The 21844-nt window shown below is 69.8% G+C and carries 19 protein-coding genes and 3 pseudogenes; 13 read left to right on the top strand and 9 right to left on the bottom strand.

The annotated features are described in order from the left end of the window. Window positions 1–241: 241 nt before the first annotated feature. A complete protein-coding gene (locus tag ABZ887_RS37545; RefSeq protein WP_361299941.1) occupies window positions 242–904 on the top strand; it encodes a YceI family protein in 663 nt (220 codons plus the stop codon). A 263-nt stretch (window positions 905–1167) separates the two neighbouring features. Here ABZ887_RS37545 and ABZ887_RS37540 read toward each other — a convergent pair whose 3' ends face one another. After that, on the bottom strand, window positions 1168–1806 hold the full coding sequence (locus tag ABZ887_RS37540) for an HD domain-containing protein (RefSeq protein ID WP_361299938.1): 639 nt from the start codon (window positions 1804–1806) through the stop codon (window positions 1168–1170). A gap of 137 nt (window positions 1807–1943) precedes the next feature. Between ABZ887_RS37540 and ABZ887_RS37535 the strand changes: the two are divergent. Beyond that, a pseudogene (locus tag ABZ887_RS37535) lies at window positions 1944–2681 on the top strand (DJ-1/PfpI family protein); the annotation flags it as partial. Window positions 2682–2719: 38 nt separating this feature from the next. On the opposite strand, the pseudogene ABZ887_RS37530 reads toward ABZ887_RS37535, so the two are convergent. Together ABZ887_RS37530 and ABZ887_RS37525 are read right to left on the bottom strand one after the other, a co-directional pair. Then, window positions 2720–3061, bottom strand: a pseudogene (locus tag ABZ887_RS37530) (transposase); the annotation flags it as partial. A gap of 78 nt (window positions 3062–3139) precedes the next feature. After that, on the bottom strand, window positions 3140–4120 hold the full coding sequence (locus tag ABZ887_RS37525; protein WP_361299935.1) for a helix-turn-helix domain-containing protein: 981 nt from the start codon (window positions 4118–4120) through the stop codon (window positions 3140–3142). A 308-nt stretch (window positions 4121–4428) separates the two neighbouring features. Here ABZ887_RS37525 and ABZ887_RS37520 point away from each other — a divergent pair, with 308 nt between their 5' ends. The 4 genes from ABZ887_RS37520 (at window position 4429) to ABZ887_RS37505 (ending at window position 7821) form a co-directional block, all read left to right on the top strand. Continuing rightward, window positions 4429–5253 (top strand): alpha/beta hydrolase, encoded by an 825-nt coding sequence (locus tag ABZ887_RS37520; RefSeq protein ID WP_361299932.1) that lies wholly within the window; start codon window positions 4429–4431, stop codon window positions 5251–5253. 60 nt (window positions 5254–5313) lie between these two features. Further along, window positions 5314–6153, top strand: coding sequence for an alpha/beta hydrolase (locus tag ABZ887_RS37515; RefSeq protein WP_361299929.1), 840 nt, complete (start codon window positions 5314–5316; stop codon window positions 6151–6153). Between the two features lie 11 nt (window positions 6154–6164). Next, on the top strand, window positions 6165–6959 hold the full coding sequence (locus ABZ887_RS37510; RefSeq protein ID WP_361299926.1) for an alpha/beta hydrolase: 795 nt from the start codon (window positions 6165–6167) through the stop codon (window positions 6957–6959). Between the two features lie 70 nt (window positions 6960–7029). Next, complete coding sequence (locus ABZ887_RS37505) at window positions 7030–7821, top strand: MBL fold metallo-hydrolase (protein WP_361299923.1); 792 nt, start codon at window positions 7030–7032, stop codon at window positions 7819–7821. Between the two features lie 89 nt (window positions 7822–7910). Here the strand turns inward: ABZ887_RS37505 and ABZ887_RS37500 are convergent, their stop codons facing one another. The 3 genes from ABZ887_RS37500 to ABZ887_RS37490 form a co-directional block, all read right to left on the bottom strand. Further along, window positions 7911–10382: a site-specific integrase gene (locus tag ABZ887_RS37500; RefSeq protein WP_361299920.1), complete on the bottom strand. Its 2472-nt coding sequence runs from the start codon at window positions 10380–10382 to the stop codon at window positions 7911–7913. Continuing rightward, window positions 10379–11623: a site-specific integrase gene (locus ABZ887_RS37495; protein ID WP_361299917.1), complete on the bottom strand. Its 1245-nt coding sequence runs from the start codon at window positions 11621–11623 to the stop codon at window positions 10379–10381. Before ABZ887_RS37495 ends, ABZ887_RS37500 begins: the two co-directional genes overlap by 4 nt. Before the next feature lie 92 nt (window positions 11624–11715). Continuing rightward, on the bottom strand, window positions 11716–11871 hold the full coding sequence (locus tag ABZ887_RS37490; protein WP_361299914.1) for a hypothetical protein: 156 nt from the start codon (window positions 11869–11871) through the stop codon (window positions 11716–11718). 218 nt (window positions 11872–12089) lie between these two features. Between ABZ887_RS37490 and ABZ887_RS37485 the strand changes: the two genes are divergently transcribed. The 7 genes and pseudogenes from ABZ887_RS37485 to ABZ887_RS37455 form a co-directional block, all read left to right on the top strand. Beyond that, the gene (locus ABZ887_RS37485; protein ID WP_361299911.1) at window positions 12090–12611 is read left to right on the top strand and encodes a hypothetical protein; all 522 of its coding nucleotides are present in this window, start codon (window positions 12090–12092) and stop codon (window positions 12609–12611) included. A gap of 209 nt (window positions 12612–12820) precedes the next feature. Continuing rightward, entirely contained in the window at window positions 12821–13444 is a 624-nt protein-coding gene (locus ABZ887_RS37480; protein ID WP_361299908.1) for a class F sortase, read from the top strand. Window positions 13445–13772: 328 nt separating this feature from the next. Next, the gene (locus ABZ887_RS37475; protein ID WP_361299904.1) at window positions 13773–13898 is read left to right on the top strand and encodes a hypothetical protein; all 126 of its coding nucleotides are present in this window, start codon (window positions 13773–13775) and stop codon (window positions 13896–13898) included. Continuing rightward, complete coding sequence (nirB, locus tag ABZ887_RS37470) at window positions 13898–16519, top strand: nitrite reductase large subunit NirB (protein WP_361299901.1); 2622 nt, start codon at window positions 13898–13900, stop codon at window positions 16517–16519. Before ABZ887_RS37475 ends, nirB begins: the two co-directional genes overlap by 1 nt. Further along, window positions 16516–16866, top strand: coding sequence for a nitrite reductase small subunit NirD (gene nirD / locus ABZ887_RS37465; protein WP_361299898.1), 351 nt, complete (start codon window positions 16516–16518; stop codon window positions 16864–16866). Before nirB ends, nirD begins: the two co-directional genes overlap by 4 nt. Before the next feature lie 134 nt (window positions 16867–17000). Beyond that, window positions 17001–17933 carry an aminoglycoside phosphotransferase family protein gene (locus tag ABZ887_RS37460; protein ID WP_361299895.1) on the top strand — a complete coding sequence of 311 codons (933 nt, stop codon included), beginning with the start codon at window positions 17001–17003 and terminating at the stop codon, window positions 17931–17933. Then, window positions 17930–18145, top strand: a pseudogene (locus tag ABZ887_RS37455) (VOC family protein); the annotation flags it as partial. The gene ABZ887_RS37460 and the pseudogene ABZ887_RS37455, both read left to right, overlap by 4 nt. 44 nt (window positions 18146–18189) lie before the next feature. Here the strand turns inward: ABZ887_RS37455 and ABZ887_RS37450 are convergent. The 3 genes from ABZ887_RS37450 to ABZ887_RS37440 form a co-directional block, all read right to left on the bottom strand. Continuing rightward, a complete protein-coding gene (locus ABZ887_RS37450) occupies window positions 18190–18795 on the bottom strand; it encodes a YciI family protein (RefSeq protein WP_361299892.1) in 606 nt (201 codons plus the stop codon). Window positions 18796–18871: 76 nt separating this feature from the next. After that, entirely contained in the window at window positions 18872–21163 is a 2292-nt protein-coding gene (locus tag ABZ887_RS37445) for an ABC transporter permease (protein ID WP_361299889.1), read from the bottom strand. Beyond that, window positions 21160–21840 (bottom strand): ABC transporter ATP-binding protein, encoded by a 681-nt coding sequence (locus ABZ887_RS37440; protein ID WP_361299886.1) that lies wholly within the window; start codon window positions 21838–21840, stop codon window positions 21160–21162. The genes ABZ887_RS37445 and ABZ887_RS37440 overlap by 4 nt, the downstream gene beginning before the upstream one ends. Window positions 21841–21844: the final 4 nt, after the last annotated feature.

Raw genomic sequence — 21844 nt, 5'->3', positions numbered from 1 at the left:
CCCCGGTATCCGGGTGAACGAACCGGGGCGGCCGTCACATACACCCCAGACAACGGGGAATAGCACAATTCAAGGAAACGCGAAATCCACGGAATCCACGGAATCCAGGAATATCGAGCACTTCCTGAGTGGATCCCATGGTGATGATGTGCAGCTTCGGTGACGGTATACGGAATTCCCGAACTCCTATGTCCGGACAACCACTTGCGACAATTCCCCGAGTCGACTAACTAGATAAATCATGAACTTGTTCAGCCGCCCCCACACGGCCCGCCGCACCCCCACGATCCCCCCACGCCCGACGGGAGCACCGGCCTCCCCCACCTCGGCCCCCACCCTCCTCGACCCCGCCCTCGCCACCCTCACCGGCGAGTGGGTCATCGACCCGGCGCACAGCAGAATCGGTTTCTCGGTCCGGCACGCGATGGTGACGACGGTCCGCGGGGCCTTCACCGAGTACAAGAGCCGCCTCTACTTCGACGGCCGCGACCCGTCCCGCTCCCAGGCGGAGATCATCCTGTCCACGGGCAGCGTCGACACGGGCGTGGAACAGCGGGACGCCCATGTGACGGGGCGCGACTTCCTCGACTCCACGGCCTATCCGCGGATGCGCTTCCAGAGCACGGCGGTACGCCTGAAGGCGCCGGACGTCTACGTCATGACCGGCGACCTGACCATCAAGGCCACGACGCGCCCGGTGGACCTGGAGCTCACCTACATAGGCAACGTCACGGACCCCTTCGGCTACCAGCGCGCCGGCTTCGACGGCACCACCACCATCAACCGCATGGACTGGGGTCTGGCCTACAACTCCCGCCTGGCGGAGGGCGGGGCGATGGTGAGCGAGACGGTACGGCTGCAGTTCGACATCGCGGCGATCCGGACGGTGCCGGGAGGGGGCTGAGGCCACGGGCCGTCACGGTCAGGACGGATCCGGAGGCGTAGTACCGGTGGTTGCCGTCGTGGCGTCGCCGAGCGCCGGGGCATCGCCCATCGTGCCCAGGGTGCCGTCGGCAAGTACCGAAGCAGCGCCGCCGCTGTCGCCGTCGAGGTCAGCCGCCGGCGGGGTACCTGCCGGTGATCGCGACACGGTTGAAGGCGTTCATCACGGTTGCCAGCCATGCGATCGCCGTGTTGACGCGCTGGGGGGGGTGGCCGGCGTCCTGATCAGCTCGGCCAGGGAGCGCCGGTGATGCGCTCGACCGTGGTCGTGCGACGGAAGCCGGGAACGAAGTGCTCCAGCACGTCCGCATTCACCGTTCCGTTCGTGGTCTCCGGGCGGTGCTTCAGTCCGTCGACGAAGGCCTGCAAGAACTCGTTCTTGAAGTCGCCCCGCGGATGGACGGCGGTGATCTCGTCCACTTGGCTGCGATCCAGCTCGTCCAGCCCCAGACCGAGCACGTCGGTCAGAACCCCGAAACTCGTGATCGCGATCTCCGGGCCCATGCGCCCGGGAATTCCCGGCGTCGTGTGCAGTGCGATCGCCGTCCACACCACGTCGGCGGCCGCGGCCGGGAAACCACGGTCGAGCATGAATGTACGTGCGTGATCGGCTCCATCGACCTCGAAGCGCTGCTCAACGTCGGAAAACGGCGTCAGGAGCCCGGTGTCATGGAACATGGCGGAGAGGTAGAGAAGCTCCGGGTCGGGCTCCAGTCCGAGTCTGCGAGCATGAATGACACCGAAGACGAAAACACGTCGGGAATGATGGTAGATGAGGGGGCTGGTCATCTCCTGGATACGGCGGGTGGCTTCGGCGACCGCCGCCGTTTCAGGAATCTCCACCCCTGCGATGATCTCGCTCATGACCTCTGCGCCTTCCGATTTCAGTGTGTTACGAATGAACGATGCGTCCGTCTTCCACACTGCCGACCACCCGGCGTCCGGCGCCCCCTCGGTCCGGCCATGAGTCACCCGAATCCGGACAGGCGGGGAGCAGGGGTGTGGGCTCCACCACGCATCGGGTCGCGATCCTCGTCTATGACGGGGTCAAACTCCTGGACGTCGCCGGACCCGCGGAGGTGTTCGGGGAAGCGAACCGGCTCGGCGCCGACTACAAGATCGTGCTGGTGTCACCGACCGGTGCCGACGTCACCTCGTCCATCGGGATCCGGATCTCGGTCGACGCCGCTGCCGCGGAGTCCGCTCCCGACACGTTCCTGGTGGCCGGCGCGGACCTCTACCCGCGCACGCCTGTCCCCCGTGAACTCGACCAGGCCGCGCGAACGCTGGCGGGCCGGGCCGCCCGGACCGCGTCCATCTGCACCGGAGCGTTCGTCCTGGGCGCAGCCGGCCTCCTGGACGGCAAGCGTGCGACCACGCACTGGAAGGTCGCCCACGAGCTCGCCGCCCGCTGCCGGGCCAGCCACGTCGAACCCGACGCGATCTACGTCCGTGACGGCACCACCTACACCTCGGCGGGTGTCACCGCCGGTATCGACCTGGCACTGGCGCTCGTCGAGGAGGATCACGGCCCTGACCTGACCCGTGACGTCGCCCGCGCGCTGGTGGTCTATGTGCAGCGTTCGGGCGGCCAGTCACAGTTTTCCGCCCCCTTGCAGGGCCCGCCGCCCCGGTCTCCGGCCCTCCGCAGAATCACCGACCTGATCACGGCGGATCCCGGGGGCAACCATTCACTCGGCGAACTCGCCAAGCACCTCAATGTGAGCCCTCGGCATCTCATTAACCCTCGCTGCTGTTTCAGGCGGACGTGTTCGGTGAGGGTTTCGATTCGTTTCACGGTCTTCCCCGGCTCGCGACGTGGGGCTGGCCTGCGGTTCTTCGAGCCGGGTGGGCGTCCGGGGCCGGGCTTGGAGGGTCTGGGCACGCTGGCGGGAGGGGCGGCCTTCACGCGGAGGTGGCGGAACCCCCGGCGGCCCCGGGCAGGGGTGACTCGACGAGGCTGCTTCGGCCGTTCCCAGGAGCGGCGGAGGGGCCGGGCGATGCGGAGTTGGGTGTGGGCGGCGATGATCAGCCATGTCCACAGGTCAGCTGTGTGGGGATCGCGGACCTTGGGGACGGTCCAGCTCAGGGTCTGCTTGAACAGCCAAAAGGTATGTTCGCATTGTGGCGATCCATCGTGCCCGGCAGAAGCGGGAGGCCCCGCCCCTGCATCGCAGTCTGTTAGCCGGGGGGGTGGTCAGAGATCGTCCGGCGGGAGCAGGAGCTGGCCCTGTTGAGAGAGTCTTCGCCATTGGCTGGGGGTGGTGCCGTAGGTCTGGCGGAAGCGGCGGGAGAAGAAGGCGGGGTTGGTGAAGCCCCAGCTGCGGGCGATGGTGTCGATCGTGCGGTGCGAGTGTCGGGGGGCTGCGAGGTCGGCACGGGCGCCCTCTAGCCGGCGGCGGATGATCCACTTTTCGAGACTGACTCCACCGCCGTCGCACAACCGGTACAGCGTCCGCACGGATGTGTGGTGTGCCCAGGCGATCCGCTGGGGGGTGAGGTCGGGTTCCCTGAGATGGGCGCGGGCGTAGGCCAGGACACGGGTGAGGAGGGTTTCCCTGCTGACTGCCCGGCGGGTGAGGTCGTCGCCGGCGACGGACACCACCCAGGCTCGGACGAGTTCCACGGTGGCGGAGGCGAGGGCGTCGGCTTCGGGGCCGATGTTGATCTCGTCGGCGATGCGGTGCATGCCGAGCACGTGGTTGATCAGCAGCCGTCCGATGGGGCTGTGCTCGAGCGTCGGGATGGATGCGCGGATCGTCTCTTCGGGCAGGCCGAGGCGTTCGGTGTCGAACATCAGGGCCAGCGTGCTTCCGAGGCCGGACCACCAGTACTCGTATCCGCCCGGCATGTGGTGCATGGTCGCGCTGTTCGGGCCGATGCGCTGCCGATGGTCAGCCCAGGCAAAACCACCTGCCCCCTGGCAGTGAATATTGATCGCGACGGTATCCATCACATCGCGCCGCGCCTGCCGGAGCGAGCGCGAGATGCGCACCCCTGTGCCCTGGGTGTGGAAGAGCGTCAGCGGGCCAAGGTGCCAGAGTTCGAGTCGTTTCCAGATGGCGTCCTCGGTCTCCTCCTCCTGGACGGAGGAGACGCCACCTTCACCGGCGGCCACCGCCTCGAAGGTCGCGATGCGGTCACCGACCGGAAGGTCGTTGGTGTCGAGGACGAGCACGGCGCCTCCCGTTCCGGACGGCGTGAGGTCGCCGCCTAGGGGGCGAGTGTCCGCCGTGCGGAGCTTTCCGGGCAAAGATGCATGTACAGCGCACCGGCATGCGTACACCTCTGCTGTGGCTCGTGATGCTGCAGGTGCACAGGTCGCCTGCAGTCGGAGCCGTGGCACGCAGGGGACAGGCTCTGGCAGGCAGGGTCAAGCCGACCGATGGTGCCCGCGCCAAGCTCGCACACAAGTCCTTCACAACTAAGGGGTGCGGCAGGGGGACGGGTTCATGCGGCGCCCCGGCCACCGGTTGGGAGAAGCCCATGCCCTTCGTCACCGCATCCGACGACGCCGAGATCTACTACAAGGACTGGGGGACGGGTCGCCCGGTCGTCCTCAGCCACGGCTGGCCGCTGAACTCCGACAGCTGGGAGGCCCAGCAGCTGTTCCTGGCCAGCCATGGCTACCGCGTCATCGCGCACGACCGGCGCGGCCACGGCCGCTCCACCCAGACGTGGAACGGCAACGAGATGGACACCTACGCCGACGACCTGGCCACGCTCATCGACACCCTGGACCTGCGTGACGCCACCCTGGTCGGGTTCTCCACCGGTGGCGGCGAGGTCGCCCGCTACGTCGGCCGCCACGGCACCGCCCGGGTCGCCCAGGTCGTACTCGTCTCCGCGGTCCCACCGTTCATGCTCCGGACCGACGACAATCCCGGCGGCGTCCCGATCGAGACCTTCGACGCGATCCGGGCCGGATCGCTCGCCGACCGCCCGCAGCTGTACCACGACCTGGCCGACGGGCCGTTCTTCGGCAACAACCGGCCCGGTGCCGATGTCTCCCCGGGCATCCGAGAGGCGTTCTGGCTCCAAAGCATGCAGGCCGGGCACCGGGGCGCCTACGAGTGCATCGCGGCCTTCTCCGCGACCGACTTCCGCACCGACCTGGACGCCATCGACGTGCGCACGCTGGTCATCCACGGCGACGACGACCAGGTCGTGCCCTTCGAGGTCGGGGGCAAGGCGTCGGCGGCCCGCATCAAGAACGCGACGCTGAAGGTCTACCCGGGCGCCCCGCACGGCATCACCGACACCCACAAAGAGCAGCTCAGCGCCGATCTGCTGGAGTTCCTCAATTCCTGACGCAGTCACGCCCGCGTCCCCGGCCGCCCTCCGGGGACGCCCGAGCACAGGAGCCCACACATGATCCTCAGCGGTCAGCGGCCTCGCCGCCGTACCGTCAGCGCATGTCTGCTCGCCGCCGCGCTCGTGGCTGGCGTGGGCGGCGCGGTTGCCCCCGTCTCCGCCGCCACGGTGCACCCGAGCGGCCCCAAGCCGACCGTCGTGCTCGTCCACGGCGTGTTCGCCGACGCCTCCGGCTGGTATCAGACCATCGCCGCCCTGCAGAAGGCCGGCTACCCGGTCATCGCTCCGGCCAACCCGCTGCGCGACCTGGGCGGCGACTCGGCCTACGTCTCCAGCATCCTCGACACCATCGACGGCCCGGTCATCCTGGTCGGCCACTCCTACGGCGGCGAGGTCATCACCAACGCCGCCCGCGGCCACACCAACGTCAAGGCTCTTGTCTACGTCGCCGCGTTCGCCCCCGACCAGGGCGAGAGCGCGCTGCAACTGGCTGGCAAGTTCCCCGGCAGCAAGTTGCCGGACGCTCTGATCGCCCGCAACTACCCGCTGCCCGACGGCACCACAGGCCAGGACGGCTACATCGACCCGGCCAAGTTCCGCGACGTGTTCGCCGCAGACCTGCCCTCCTCCCAGACTCGGTTGATGGCGGCCGCGCAACGTCCCGGCAGCGTGGGCGGGTTGGCCGGCCCCAGTGGCGCACCCGCGTGGAAGGACCTGCCGTCCTGGTACGTCATCCCCACCGCGGACCGCGTCATCCCGGCCGCCGTGCAGCGCTTCATGGCCGAGCGCGCCCACAGCCGCACCGTCGAGGTCAAGGGCTCGTCCCACGTCGTGATGATGTCCCACCCCGACATCGTGGTCCGCCAGATCCAATCCGCCCACCGGGCCACTCGCTGAGGAGCACACCGATGCAACCCGACACCATCGTTCTCGTCCACGGCTTCTGGGTGACACCGCGTGCCTGGGAGAGCTGGATCGCCCACTACCAGGACAAGGGCTTCCGGGTCATCGCCCCGCCCTACCCCGGCTTCGAGGTGGAGGTCGAGGCCCTCAACGTCGATCCCACCCCGATCGAGACCGTGACCGTTCCTGCCATCATCTCCAGCCTGGAGAAGGTCATCACCGAGCTGGACCGGCCGCCCGTCATCGTGGGGCACTCCGCCGGTGGCGCGTTCACCCAGATCCTGCTCGACCGCGGCTTCGGCGCAGCCGGAGTGGCGATCAACTCCGCACCCACCGAAGGCGTGGCCGTCGTACCGCTGTCCCAGGTCCGCTCGACCTTCCCGGTGCTGAAGAACCCGGCCAACCGCCACCGCGCCGTCGGCTTCGACTACGACCACTGGCGCTACGCCTTCACCAACACCTTCCCTGAGGAGCAGGCCCACGCCACGTACGAGCGCTACCACATCCCCGCCCCCGGCAGCATCGTCTGGGGCAGTGCCCTGGCCAACATCCACCCCGGCCACACCGACACCTACGTCGACTACAACAACACGGGCCGGGCGCCGCTGCTGTTCTGCTCGGGAGAGAACGACCACCTCATGCCGCCCAAGGTGCAGCAGTCCAACGCTAAGCACTACAAGGCCGAGGGCACCGTCACCGAGGTCACGGTGTTTCCCGGCCGCTCCCATCTGATGCCCGCCCAGGACGGCTGGGAAGAGGTCGCCGACCACGCCCTGGACTGGGCACTCGCCCACGCCTGACCGCACCCGTGGCACGCACCGAGTCCGGGAAGGCACCCCGCCGGCCCGGGCTCGGGAAGGGAGCCTCCACATGAGCGACCTGCGGATCACCCACATCGGCGGCCCGACCACCTTGATCGAGACGGGCGGCTGGCGGCTGTTGACCGATCCCACCTTCGACCCGCCCGGAGAGCGCTACAGCTTCGGCTGGGGCACCGCCTCCCACAAGTCCGTCGGCCCCGCCCTCGCCGCCTCCGACCTGCCGCCGATCGACGCCGTCCTGCTCAGCCACGACCAGCACGGCGACAACCTCGACCGCACCGGACGCGACGTGCTGCGCACCGCCGGGACCGTCCTGACCACCCCGGCCGGCGCCCGCCGCCTCGGCCGGGGGGCTCACGGCCTCACCCCGTGGACCGAGACCCGCCTGCACGCCCCGGGCCGACACACCCTCACCGTCACCGCCACCCCGGCCCGCCACGGCCCGCCCCTGTCCCGGGCGCTGACCGGACACGTCACCGGCTTCGCCCTCACCTGGGAAGGCCAGCAGCACGGCGCGCTGTGGATCTCCGGGGACACCGTCCTGTACGGCGGCGTGCGCGAGGTGGCCAGGCGCCTGACCGTGGGCACCGCACTGCTGCATGTCGGCGGCGTGCGCTTCCCGATCACCGGACCGGTCCGCTACACCATGACCGCCGCCCAGGCCGTGAGCCTGTGCCGTCTGCTGCGACCCCGCACCGCCATTCCCGTCCACTACGAGGGCTGGCACCACTTCCATGAGGGCCGTGACGCTATCGAGCACGAACTCGCCCGCGCGCCCGCCGATATCCGCAGCCGCTTCCGCTGGCTGTCCACCGGAGCGGCCACAGACATCAGCGCCTGACCCGTGGCGTGCCACAACTCCCACACAATCCTCACCCACAGGCCCGCCCCTCACCCAGGGTCGCGCCCATGCGGCCTTCTGAACGGCCCTCACGGACGGGCTCCAGCGGTGATGTCCCGGAAGACCGGCATGCCGAGGTCGACGTACCGGCCTCGGCGTGTCTGGTCGGCATCGATCTGGGCGAGTTTGTCCTGCGCGCCGGCGAGGCTGACTTCGAGTCCTTCGATCTCGCCCGGCCATCCTTCACGTTCGGCTTCGGTGATCCGGGCAAGGAGGTTGTCGCGGATTTCGACCAGACGCGGGCGCTGGGTGGGTTCGGGGCGGAGCATGGAGCAGCGGATGCAGGCATGCTCGTGGATGCAGGGAGTTCCGAATGCGCGTCCGCAGATGCCGATCGAGAGCTTCCGCTTCTCGAAGTGGCCGAGGAACTGGTCCCACTCTTCGGTGGTGGGCGTCCGGTATTCCTCCGCAGCTCGTAGGGCCCGACGGCGGGCGATGAAGGCTCGATGGGCTTCGATTGCATCGTGTGGGTAGATCGCGTTGTAGCCCATCGTGGTGTTGATGTCCTTGTGACCGCAGATGATCTGGGCGATGTGCGGGGGCATGCCGTTCGCGATGGCGTCGGTGACGAAGATCCGGCGGAAGTCGTGCGGCTGGAAGCGCAGGGGCTTGCCGTTCTCGTCGATCAGGCCGGTGGCGAGCAAGGCTTCGTTGAGGGCCTTGCGGATGCTGGCCGGCGAGACGGGCCAGCGGCGGCCTGCGGATTCCCATTGGAACAGCAACGGCAGGGGTGGGTTCCAGAGCCGCTCCCGGTCATCGAACGATGCCACCAGGGGGATTGCACCGGAGCGGTCACGAACTCGCCAAACGATCGTGCTCAGGACATCGGCGAGTTCGGGGCTGACGAGCAGTGCTCGCTCCTCGTCGGTCTTCGAGGGCGCGATCTGCAGCAGCGGGACGATCTCTCCGGTGCCGGGGAGCGTGTATTGCGTGATGCTGTGATGGCTGGTTTCGAGCATTTCCTCGATGCGGACGCCGGTGTGGCGAAGGAACTCCACTGCGGCCCAGGCCCAGAAGGCCCGGTGCTCGTCTTGTGTGAGGTTGCGGCGGCGTCCTTGCTGGTCCCAGGCCGATCGGGTGAACCGCGTGACCCGTGCGGCCGACGACTTCGGCTTGATGAACGTCTCGCCGAGCACGGTGAACTCCCCACCTGGTTCGGCCTGTTGCAGGGCTTCCAGCCGTGCTCGTGCATCGTGGAGGCGCTTGGTCACGAAGTCGACCAAGGTGGGCAGCACTGGAAGCCGCTCGCGTGTCCGTCTTCGGGAACGTGACTGTCGCTGCTTTTCGTGCTTGGCCGTCCGGGTCTCGTCCGCACTGATGGGGCAGCGGACCGCCCAGGGGCCCCAGCGGGCGGGATCCTCTGCGGCCCATTGCGCGAGGTCGAGGTAGAACGCGCGGATGAGCATCAGGATCGAGATGTAGGAGATCCTCGGCTTGGTGCTTTCAATGACGCTGCCGTCCGGCTGTTTCCTGCGCTCGGTGATGGTGCGGAACCGCTCCTTCCAAGCGGTGGCGACGTCAGCCGGCAGGTTGATGGAGTCGATCCCCGGGTGGTGGTGTTCTAGGTCGGCCCAGAAGTTGTGGGCCAGCGCTCGGGAGAGATTTTGCAAGGTGCTGTAGTCGACGCTGGGCTGTCGTTCCTTGAGGTAGTCGACGATCAGGTTGCGGACGGAACGGCTACGCAGTCGGAAGCGGTCCACGAGCTGCTCGACGGTCAGCTGGCCCGGTCGGAGGTTGCGCAGACGCAGGCTCACCGGTGCGTCGTCGGGAAAGATGCCCAGTTGGCGAAGCCAGCTGTAGAAGTGAGTGTGGACAGAGCCTTTGTGACGAACGTCGTGTTCGATCAGCCGGAGTTCGAGGCAGTCGCCGACCGTGATGTCGCCCACGCCACCCCCCTTGGCGATCATGATGCGGATGATCTGGCTCTGCGCAGTCGCGGCATTGGTCGAAGCCCAGACCTCTTCGCCCAGGAGACCGGCGAGCTTGGCGAAGCCCTCGGGATCGCGGTGGTCGGCGACCGCGGTGCGCAGGTGCAGCGACGGCCGCATCGCGACCAGCCACGGGAGTTCCGGGCGGATGATGTCGTACGCGAACAGAATGAGCTTGCCCGAAGCCAGCTCAGACCGCTTGGCGCTGGAAACCGGTCGACCCTGACGGTCCGTCCAAGCGGTGCCGGTGGACATCCACTCGGCCGGATCCAGACTCGGGGCCGGACTGGCCTGCCAGCGTTCCTGCCAGGTGGAGCCGGGGAAGTTCTCCAGCCAGGTCAAGATGGCGGCCGCTCCTCGCCGCCGAGTCGACCACTTATGGCTGCCGTCCTGGCCTCGGCGAGGCAGCGGCATGCGGTCGATGACCTCCTCGCGGGACCAGGTCGTCGCTGGCCAGCAGGCAGCTGGATTCCGCGGCGGGAACTGCCGCAACAGCGCAGCCTGGGCTTGCCTGGTCATGTCGGTGATGGCCACCGGGTCCGGACGTGTGGTGGACGCGGCGGCCGTCGTCATGAACGGCCTCCGAACAGGATGCTCAGGGACTCGGGGTTGTAGCCCGGTGCCGGCGGCGGAGGAGTCGGCTTCTGCTGACGGCGCTCGAAGTGAGCCAGGACGCTGCGGACGACTTCTTCCTGGCTCGGGTTGAGATACCGCTGAGTGGTGCTCAGACTCCGGTGGCCAAGGACCCATTGGACATTGACGAGGGACATATGCGGGTCCTGGGCCATGCGGTAGGACGCGGTGTGCCGAAGATCGTGAAGCGTCCAGTTCGAGCCCAAGAGCTCGTTCGCGCGGACGAACATCGCCCGCGCGGCGTGATACTCCAGCGGCCGCCAGGGACGCCGCAGAGTCCACCACAGCGGCTCCCGCCGGCCGCGGGGAAGCCCTCGCCGCCATGCCTCCTCCTGGTAGAGGCGCAGCCAGACGAAGGCGTCGACAGAGACGGGAAGCTGCTGGTAGTCGCGGCTGCCCTTGCGGACGACTCCGATCAGCTGTTCGCCTGGCAACGGGTCGGCCTGCCTCGTAGTCAGCAGTTCGTCGGCGCGGGCCCCGGTGGAAACCCAGAACGCCAGCAGGGCTCGATCGCGGTGATACTTCAGTCCGGCGAAGAGCTGGTCGAACATCTCATCCGGCACCAGTCGCGGGATGCGGTCGGGGACTTTCGGCCGGTAGCGGCCCCGTCGCTCACCCCGGAACGGCTCCCGCGGATCGTGATGGGCATGGGACCGACGCCCACGGTGTGACCGATCCAAGGGGAAGGGATTGATGATCGGGCCTGTGCCCTCATCCAGGTGGAAGTCGTAGAAGCCCCGCAGCACCGTCTCCGCATGCGCGCGGGTGGTGGGTGCGTACTTCGTTCCCGGTGACGGCTTGCCGGTGATGGGATTCGGTGTACCGGGTTCTGCCCTCGTCGCCGACGGAAGGCTGGGGGTCGTGATCCCACGCTGCTTGAGCCGCCAATGAACGCGAACCGGCTTGTCCGCGATCTGCATCCAGCGGGCGAAGTCCCGCGCTTCCATCCTGGTCGCACGGTCCCACTGCACATCCAGGGCCCACAGGAACCGCCACCACCGCAGCAATTCCAAGGCGTACGACCGGATCGTCGTCGTCGGCTGTCCTCGAGCCTGCAAGTCCGCGAAGTACACGGCGGTCGCCTCGATGCGCTCGCCCTCCGGGCCGAGCAGCCGGTACGGCTCCCACGGATCTCCCGTCTCGACTAACCGACCAATCTCAGGCAGCACAAGAGCCGCCAAGCCCCGCTCAGGGAGCGCTGGTTCAGGCATAACCGGGGAAGCTAGCAGGACCACGCCTGACCTGCCACTTTCTCCTCGTTAGTTCAGTCAACTCACCGCTCCAGCAGCTCCAGGAACTGGCGCAGGTCATCAGCCGCAGGGGCGACGAAGCAGCCGTTGCCGACGTCCGGGCCCATGGACCAGGAGGCCGTCGCCTGCCTCGGCCGCCTCGCCGACGAGCAGAGGTGCCGCCCCGGCCGGGAGGTCACCCGTTCGTTCCCCCTGGGACCCGCCGTTCGTGTGTTCTTCATACTGATGCTTACGCACCCCCCTTGACCTGCCCGAACTCCCCCTCAACGGGCCTCGCGGTCGGCCGTCGTGACACCCGTTCATCCCAAAACTGACGGTGCCTCAGAGAGCGGGTCCGGGCGGTTGGCTTTTACCTCGGTAGAGCAAGGGAGTGGACGACCTCGACCGAGGGAGCACCATGCGACGCACCGCCCGTCTGCTGACCGGGACCGCGCTGGCCGTGGCCACGGCCGGACTCGCCGTCGCGCCGGCGTACGGCGGCGGCACCGGCAGCCTGGACGTGTACCCGTCGACCGCGGCGGCCGGCGGCCAGGTCACCGTGAACACGGCGGTGTGCGGCGAGAAGGGAACGGCGGTCGGGGACGCCACTTCGGTCGGCGCCGGCACGTTCACCCTCGCGCCCAGTACGCACGAGGGCGAGGCGATCGGGCAGTTCCAGGTGCCGCCGAGCGCGCAACCGGGGACGTACGAGATCGTCGCGAAGTGCGCCGAGGGGAACCGGCAGGTGACCGGGGACCTGGTGGTGGCACTGACGCCGGCCGCGGGGCAGCTGCAGCCCCACGGCAGTGTGAAGACGGGGGTCGGTGGCGCCTTCGGCTCCGACCCCGTACAGACCGCGGCGGGCGTGTCGGCTCTGGCCGTCGCCGCCGCGGGCGGTACCTGGCTCCTGCATCGCCGGGCGAGAGGCGATGTGATCTGACGGACACCCTCCGCTGTCCGTCCGCCGGTACCGCACATCCCACCCCCTCCGGGTCCGACGCCCCTCGCGGCCCGGAGGGGGAGGGGGTCACGTCTAAGGGGTCACGTGTAGAGGGTCGCGTGCAGAGGGTCACGTTCGTTAGAGGCTCTCACCGCCTACGGCACCTCACTCCCTCGTTAGAAGCTCTAACCCCAGGAGGAGGGGTTCACATGCGCAAGATCGGGGACACCGCGATAGCCGCCGTAACCGTCATAGCCCTCGGTTCCGGCGTATGGCTGCTCGGCCCCGGCATCGGACCGCACAGCGCGCCGCCCCAGCCGTCCGCCGCCGAGGGCCGCCCCGACCCCGGCGAGGAACGTCTCGAAGCCCCCGCGCTGCCCCCTTCCCCGCCCACCCGCATCCGCATCCCCGCCATCCACGTGAACGCCCCCCTCATGGGCCTGGCCCTCACCCCCTCCGGCAGCCTCGACGTCCCGCCCGCCGCGAAGAAGAACCTCGCCGGCTGGTACGAGGCCGGCACCACCCCCGGCGAGAGGGGCACCGCGATCGTCGCCGGGCACGTCGACAACACCGAGGGCCCCGCCGTCTTCTACGACCTCGGCGCCCTCAGACGCGGCGCGACCATCGAGGTGGACCGGCAGGACAGGGGCGTCGCCGTGTTCAGCGTCGACGCGGTGGAGGTCTACCAGGCCCGCGACTTCCCCGACGAGAAGGTGTACGGTGCCGCGAACCGCCCCGAGCTCCGCGTCATCACCTGCGGCGGCGGCTACTCGCGTACGACGGGCTACCAGGGGAACGTCGTCGTCTTCGCCCACCTGACCGGAAGCCGTTAGCCGGCGACCGTAGGCGAGCGGCCGTCAGCCGACGACCGTCAGCCAGCGGCCGTGAGCCGGCGGCCAGCGGCCAGCGGCCGTCAGCCGGCGGCCGTTGACCGGTGACCGCTCCCCCACGGACCCCTCACACCCACCCCCCGCCCCTGAAGAGGGCAGCGTTCCTCGTGGGAAACAGCGGTGATGCGGCCGGGTAACGTCGGCCGCGCACGCTCCTGGACATGACCTCGAATACGCGTGTGGTGGTGATCGGCGCCGGCCGCGCGGGCGCCCGTCCCGGTCGGCGGCCCGGCAGCCCGGCGACCACGCCGGCGACCACGTCGACTCCTCCGTGACGCGCGAGGCGCCCGCGACGCCCGAGGCGACCGCCCGCCCCGCGCGCGCCGCCCGCCCGGACGGCACGTCGATGGCATACGACACACCGCTCCCCCTGCTCACCAACGACGGAGGCTCCTGATGACCACCGCCCCCGGGGCCACCCCCACGATCGTGCTCGTCGGTCACGGCATGGTCGGCCAGCGCTTCCTCGAGGCGCTGGCCGAGCGCGGCCTCACCGCCACGCACCGCGTGGTCGTGCTGTGCGAGGAGCCGCGTCCCGCGTACGACCGCGTCGCCCTCACCTCGTACTTCTCGGGCCGGACCCCCGCCGAACTCTCCGTGACCGACATGGAGTTCATCGAGGCGCACGGCATCGAGCTCTACGTCGGCGACCCGGCGGAGACGATCGACCGCGCGACGAGGACGGTAACGGCACGCTCCGGCACGGCTTTTGTGTACGACACGCTCGTACTCGCCACCGGTTCCTACCCGTTCGTGCCTCCGGTTCCCCACAAGGACGCGACCGGCTGCTTCGTCTACCGCACGATCGAGGACCTGCTCGCGATCGAGGAGTACGCGGGGTCGGGGGCGGCCGTGGGCGCGGTGGTCGGCGGCGGACTGCTGGGGCTGGAGGCGGCCGGCGCGCTGAAGGGGCTCGGACTCACCTCCCACATCGTGGAGTTCGCGCCGAGGCTGATGCCGGTGCAGGTGGACGAGGGCGGTGGCGCGGCCCTGCTGCGCACCATCGAGGAGATGGGCCTGACGGTCCACACCGGCGTCGGCACGCAGGAGATCGTGGTCGACTCCGAGGGTGCCGTGACGGGCATGAAGCTGTCCGACGGTTCCGAACTCGCCACCGACATGGTGGTGTTCAGCGCCGGGGTCCGGCCGCGGGACCAGCTCGCCCGCGACTGCGGTCTGGCGGTCGGCGAGCGCGGTGGCATCACGGTCGACGAGCAGTGCCGTACCGTCTCCGACCCGCACGTGTTCGCGATCGGCGAGTGCGCGCTGGCGGCGGACGGCCGGGTGTACGGCCTGGTGGCGCCGGGTTACGAGCAGGCCGAGACGGCCGCGGCGACGATCGCCTCCGACGAGGCCGCCTTCACCGGCGCGGACCTGTCCACCAAGCTGAAGCTGCTCGGCGTGGACGTGGCCTCCTTCGGCGACGCGCACGGCAGCACCGAGGACTGCCTGGACGTCGTGTACTCCGACGCCCGTTCGGGTCTGTACAAGAAGCTGGTCATCGGGCGGGACGGCACCCTGCTCGGCGGCATCCTGGTCGGCGACGCGGACGCGTACGGCACGCTGAAGGCCTTCACCGGTTCGGTCCCGCCGGTCGCCCCGGAGTCGCTGGTGCTGCCGGCCGGCGCGAGCGGCGGCGCCCAGCTCGGCCCGTCCGCGCTCCCCGACGAGGCGGTCGTCTGCTCCTGCCACAACGTCACCAAGGGCACGATCCGCGGCGCGGTCACCGAGCACTCCTGCACGACCGTGCCGGAGGTGAAGAAGTGCACCAAGGCCGGTACCGGCTGCGGTTCGTGCGTGAAGGTGCTCGGTCAGCTGGTCACCGCGGAGCTGGAGGCGTCCGGCGTCGAGGTCGACAAGGGCCTGTGCGGCTGCTTCGCGCAGACCCGTGAGGAGCTGTACGAGATCGTCCTCGCGCTGCGGATCGGCACCTACCGGGACCTGCTCGACCGTTACGGCCGGGAGGGCGCCCGGGGCGGCGACGGCTGCGAGGTCTGCAAGCCGGCGGTGGCGTCGATCATCGCGTCCCTCGCCCCGACGATCGGCGCGAGCGGCTACGTCCTGGACGGCGAACAGGCCGCGCTCCAGGACAGCAACGACCACTTCCTCGCCAACCTCCAGAAGAACGGCTCGTATTCGGTCGTCCCGCGCATCCCCGGCGGTGAGATCACCCCGGAGGGCCTGATCACGATCGGTGAGATCGCCCGGGACTTCGGCCTCTACACGAAGATCACGGGTGGTCAGCGGATCGACATGTTCGGCGCGCGGGTCGAGCAACTCCCGCTCATCTGGACGCGGTTGGTGGACGCCGGCTTCGAGTCCGGGCACGCGTACGGAAAGGCCCTGCGGACCGTCAAGTCCTGTGTGGGGTCCACCTGGTGCCGGTACGGCGTCCAGGACTCGGTCCGGATGGCGATCGACCTGGAGCTGCGCTACCGGGGGCTCCGGTCCCCCCACAAGCTCAAGTCGGCGGTGTCGGGCTGCGCCCGCGAGTGCGCGGAGGCCCAGTCGAAGGACTTCGGCGTCATCGCCACCGCGGCCGGCTGGAACCTGTACGTCGGCGGCAACGGCGGCGCCACCCCGCGCCACGCGGACCTGCTCGCCCAGGACCTCACCGACGCCGAACTGGTCCGCCTCATCGACCGTTTCCTGATGTTCTACATCCGTACGGCGGACCGCCTGGAGCGCACGTCGACCTGGCTGGAGCGGATCCCCGGCGGCCTCGGCCACGTCCGTGACGTCGTCGTCGAGGACTCCCTCGGCATCTGCGAGGAGCTGGAGTCCCTGATGGCGGCGCACGTCGCCCACTACGCCGACGAGTGGGCGTCGACCGTGGACGACCCGGAGAAGCTCGCCCGGTTCGTGTCCTTCGTGAACGCCCCGGACACCCCCGACCCGGTCGTCGGCTTCGTGCCCGAACGCGGCCAGATGAAGCCCGACCTGCCCCTGCTGTCCATCGGCATGCGCCGCCCCGCGGAAGACCCGGCAGACGTTCTGGAAGGAAGCGCCCAGCGATGACCCTGGCACCCGAGACCACCGACCTGAAGGTCCAACTCCAGCTCGCGGACGGCTGGTTCACGGTCTGCGACCTGAGCCTGCTCACCCCCGGCCGGGGCGTCGCCGCGCTCCTCCCGGACGGCCGCCAGGTCGCCGTCTTCCGCGACCGCGCCGACCGCCTCCACGCCATCGACAACCGCGACCCGTTCGGCGGTGCGGCGGTCCTCTCCCGCGGCCTGACCGGCACCCACCAGGGCCGCCCCTTCGTCGCCTCGCCCCTGCTGAAGCAGCGCTTCGACCTGGAGACCGGCGCGTGCCTGGACGACGAGACGGTACGGGTGACGGCGTACGAGGTACGGACGGCGTGAGCCTGCCAGGCTGCCCGGCTGACTGGCTGACTGGCTGACTGGCTGACTGGCTGACTGGCTGACTGGCTGAACGCTTCGGAGAACCCTGGTCGATCCCGCCCTCGCGCCCCCGACGGGGCGCGTAGGGTGCCAGGATGATCGGCATTCCGGAGGCGCTGGCGCAGGGCACGATCGACCGCGAGGGTGACGCCGGAGCCAGATGGATCACCGAACTCCCGTCGATCGTCGAGGACTTGCTGCACCGCTGGGACTGTGCACCCGACGGCGAGGTGACGCACGGCGGTGTCGGGGTGGTCGTCCCCGTCCGGCAGCGGGCCGACGCCCGCCCCTGCGTGGTCAAGGTGTCCTTCCCGCACCCGGGCAACGTCCACGAGCCGGACGCGTTCGAGGCGTGGGCGGGCCGTGGCGCGGTCCGCCTCCACCGGCGCGACGACGCCCGCTTCGCCCTCCTCCTGGAGCGGGCCCGCACCTCGACGCTGGCGGCGCTGGAGTCCGACGACGAGACGGTGATGACGATCGCGGGCCGCCTGAGCCACCGCCTGGCCGTCCCGGCACCGGCGGGCCTGCCCCGGCTCCGGGACCGCGCCGACGCATGGGCGGCGGAGCTGCGCGAGAACGCCGCCGGCCTGTCCCACACGCTGCCGCCGCGCGTCGTGGACGCGGCCGTCGCCACGGCCCGCGAGCTGGGCCGGGCCCAGCCGGACACCCTCGTCCACGGCGACCTGCACGCCCGCAACATCCTGCGGGCGGACCGCGAGCCGTGGCTGGCGGTCGACCCGAAGGGCTACGCGGGAGACCCGGCGTACGACGGCGGCACCCTCCTCAAGTCCCGCGCCCTGAACCTCATGCGGTCCGACGACCTCCCGAAGGCCGCCCGCCGCCTCCTGGACGTCTTCGCCGAAGCGGCCCGACTCGACCGCGAACGTGTCGTCCGCTGGGCCCAGTTCCACGCCGTCCAGACGGCGTTCCACGGCCGCCGGCACGGCTTCCGCATCGCACGCGACGGCCCCCGCCGGGACTACGTCACCCAGTTCGCCGACAGACTGGCGGAGTCACTGGTGGTGTGAGAGCCGACGCGCAGGGCCGAAGGCGTGCAGGATTCCTCCATGGCCCGTCTCCGCGACATGGTCTTCGACTCCTCGACGACCCCGAGGACGACCCGACGGTCCTGCTCGAACCGGTGTCGGGAGGGGCTCCTCGCCTGTGGTTCCAGCTGGTGCCGGAGCAGAAGCAGGTAAAGAACCCTGTGCACCCGGACGTCACGGCCACCGACATGGAGGCGGCGACGGTACGACTGACGCCCGCCCCTGGTTCACCACCTCGTCACCGCCGCCCGCCGAACTCCCACTCATGCACCTCGGCGCCCGCGTACCGGACCGGATCCAGTGCCCCCAGTGCCCGCTCCGGATCCGCGGCCCGGACCAGCGCCGCCGTACCGATCCACCTGGCTCCGTCGTCGGACAGCAGCGGGCCGAAGGCGATCAGGTCGCCGGGGTCGGTGCGGGGCGGCAGGCCGGGACCGACGCCCACACCACCGCCGTCACCGTCACCATCGCCGTCGCCCGCACCACCGGTGGTGTGCACCGGCCCAAGGCCCAGCACCAGATACCGGTCGCCTCCGCTACGGCCGCCGGGGAACTCCCACATGGTGCGCCCCAGCAGGTTGCGCCACCGCCGCAGCAGCACGTCCCGGTACACGCCGGCCTGGTAGTTGGGCTCGTCGAAGGCGAACGCGCGGGCGGCGGCGGGGCCGGGCAGGTCGACGACGTGCACACTCCCGGTCGGCACCTCCCCGCCCGCCCCGAACGTCGGCCCCCGGGCGATCAGCTCGGCCGCGAAACCGTCCATGTAGGCCCAGTGGTCCTCCACCAGCTCCGCACGCAAGGCCGCGGAGCCGGCACGGTCGCGGTGGTAACAGAAGAACTCCATGACCACGCAGCCTTCCGCAGGACGGCACGGCCCCTCAACACGGTTTCCGCGAGCCGACTCCGCCCCTCTCCGCCCCTCAGTCCCGCCGGATCAGCTCCGGGTCGATCCGCCGCCCGACGAGCGGCAACGCCCCCAGCGCGGCGACGACCATCACACCCAGCGTGCCGGCGAGGAGGACGGGAAGCCCCGCGCCGTCCCAGAAGGTCGCGCCCTGGCAGTAGACCAGATACCCGGACTCGGCCATCCGCCCGACGGCCAGGGCCAGCACCAGGCCCACGCCCAACGGCAGCAGAACCTGGGTGACCTGCACGGCCCGCAGGGTGCTGCGGCGTGCGCCGAGCAGGGAGAGGGCGGTGACCTGGGGACGGCGTTCGACGGCGCGGTCCGCGGCGGCCACCAGGAAGGCGGCGACGGCGATGACCAGGCCGAGGACCATCGCGACGCCGAGCAGAGTCTCGACGATGGCGGTCTCCTGAAGGGCATCGACGTTCAGACCTACGGGAGTCGGATCGGCGATCGGAGAGACGCGGCTGATGCCGTCGAGGACTCTGCCGACCGTCTCCGGGTCCGAGGCGCTCACGAGCTTGAGGGTGGCGCCCTCGGGCCGGGCTCCGCTGGGCACCATGGAGGGCGGGATGAGAATCGAGCCGCTGTCGACTGCCCCGAGAACCGAAGAGTCGTGGAACCAGACGGTTTTCCGCGGTGGGGTGAATGTCGGACCACGGCGCCCGCCCGCCAGTGGGAGGAAGACCTTTCCCTTGGGATACGGCATCTCGCTCTCGGTCAGGTCGGGATTCCGCAGCCGCAGTGGCTGCCCGTCCACGCACCCGCCGACCAGTGACACCACGTCGCGGAGCTGGGCGCATGTGGCCAGGACGAGACCGGGGGACGAGACGTCTTCCGGAGCACCAGGGCCCTCCAGGGCACCAAGACGGTCCGACGGCACGGTGACGACATGGGTGTCCGTGCCCGGCAGCCCTACAAGGGACCGCTCCTGGGCCGCGCTGAGTCCCTTGGTGGGCACGTCGATGGTCATGACCGGGGACACCGGCCTGGCCGACTCGTTCATCTGGACGATCGTCCCCTGGGCCAGTGATGCCACATAGACCAGCAGGACCAGGCCGGCGGTCACCCTGAGCACACCGCCCGGCTCGGCCTCGTTGCGTCGCATGGCAAGGCCGAGCGCGAGTGAACGGGTGGACCGGGCCACTCTCCGGGCGAGGAGCCGGCACAGCGGCGGGAGGGCCGCCACCAGGCCGACTCCGATGAGGGCGACCGACGACGGAATGAGCACCGTGGGAAGGGAACCGGCCGGTACATGCCCCGTCGCGCCGGCGACACAGTATCCCGTAGCGATGCCGGAGCCCGCGAGCAGCGGAAGGAAGCCCCAGGACGAAGGGGCCTTCGCCACGGCGGCCCTGCGGACGGCGAGTGGATTCGCCGCCGCGTTCCGCGCGCCGGTGCGTCCCACGAACCAGGCGAGGGCCGGGCAGCCGACCAGACATGCCACCAGCGTGGACCCGGACAGTGCGCCGTCATCCGGATACCAGGTGAACCCGGGAAGTCCGACACGAGCGCCGATTTGGTTCAGGACCCAGTACTCACCCAGTCCGACGACGGCGCCGATCGCTGCCGCCGCCACCGTCTCTGCGGCGCTCACACGCTGTACTTCCTTGATGCTCATCCCCAGCAGGCGCAGCGCGGCGAGTCGTCGGGCTCGCTCCGCGCCGGACAGGCGTGCGCACACCGAGAGATAGAGGGCAAGCGGCAGCAGAACGATGAAGCCCATCGCGCAGCGCAGGTTGTCGACCGCCGACGGGTCCAGGGTGGGCAGCGGTGCTTCTTTCCCGAACCCGGTGAAGTGATAGCCGGTCCGGAGGTCGTTCCTGGTCATGCCCACATAGGCGAGGAGTTCGTCCGGACGTGCCAGCCCCTGCGGCCCGATCAGTCCGGCCTCCCGCCCGGGCAGGCGCCGGGCCAGCTCCGGTTCCTTGCGCAGCACTTCGCGGAGCGCCGGAGAGACGAAGACCTGTCCGCGGTCCGGCAGGGCTTTGAGGCCCGGCGGGGGCGGTACGGCTCTGCTCCCCCGGGCCAGGAACGTACGGGTGAGGGGTTTCGAGCCGTACGAATCCGCCCGCTCCAGCGCCAGTGGATAGCCGACCGGGTCAGAGACCGCGTAGTAGTCCGGGGAGGTGGGCTGCCTGGCCGTGATTCGGCCGTCCTGAGCCGCCAGAATGCCGGGAATCGTCAGCACGACGGCCAGACAGCAGACCCCGATGGAGCTGCCGAGGGTCATGAGTGCGAACCGCACTCGGTTCCCTCGCCCGCTGCGGAACAGCAGCCGGAGCCCCAGAAGCAGTTCCTTCACCTGTGCGACCGTCCCTGCATGGTCAGCACACCGTCGACCATGGTGTACCGGGTGTCCGCCCTGGCCGCGACCTCGGCGTCGTGCGTGACGAGTACGACCGCTGTGCCCTGCGAACGGGCCAGCGTGAGGAACTCCTCGAGTACGGTCTGCGCGTTGGCGCTGTCGAGCGCACCAGTCGGCTCGTCGGCGAAGACCACCGCCGGCCGGTGGACGAGCGCACGGGCCACGGCGATCCGCTGGCTCTGGCCGCCAGAGACCTGCGAAGGCCGCCGTTCGCGCAGTTCCGCCAGCCCCAGTCGGCCGAGCACCTCGCCGGCTGCGGCCAGCGCCTGCGCCTTGCGCTGCCCTGCCAGCCGAAGCGGCAGGGCAGCGTTCTCCTCGACGGTCAGTTCGGGCAGGAGCTCGCCGTACTGGAAGACGAACCCGAGCCGGTCTCGGCGCAAGGCGCTCAGTTCGCTGTCACTGAGGTTCCCCAGCTTCCTTCCCTCCAGCCGGACTTCACCACCGTGCAGCGGCAACACCCCGGCGAGGCAGTAGAGGAGAGACGACTTTCCCGAACCGCTGGGTCCGGTGATGGCGGCGACTTCGCCCCGCCTGAGCACGATGTCGGCTTTTCTGACAGCCGGCGAGGAGCCGTAGCGGAGTTCGACCCCGCGAGCGGCAAGGATTTCGGACACCTTG

Source organism: Streptomyces sp. NPDC047061 (assembly GCF_040643955.1).
Classification (GTDB): Bacteria; Actinomycetota; Actinomycetes; order Streptomycetales; family Streptomycetaceae; genus Streptomyces.
The sequence above is the reverse complement of the archived record's forward strand: the minus strand, read 5'-3'. Positions and strand labels throughout refer to the sequence as shown.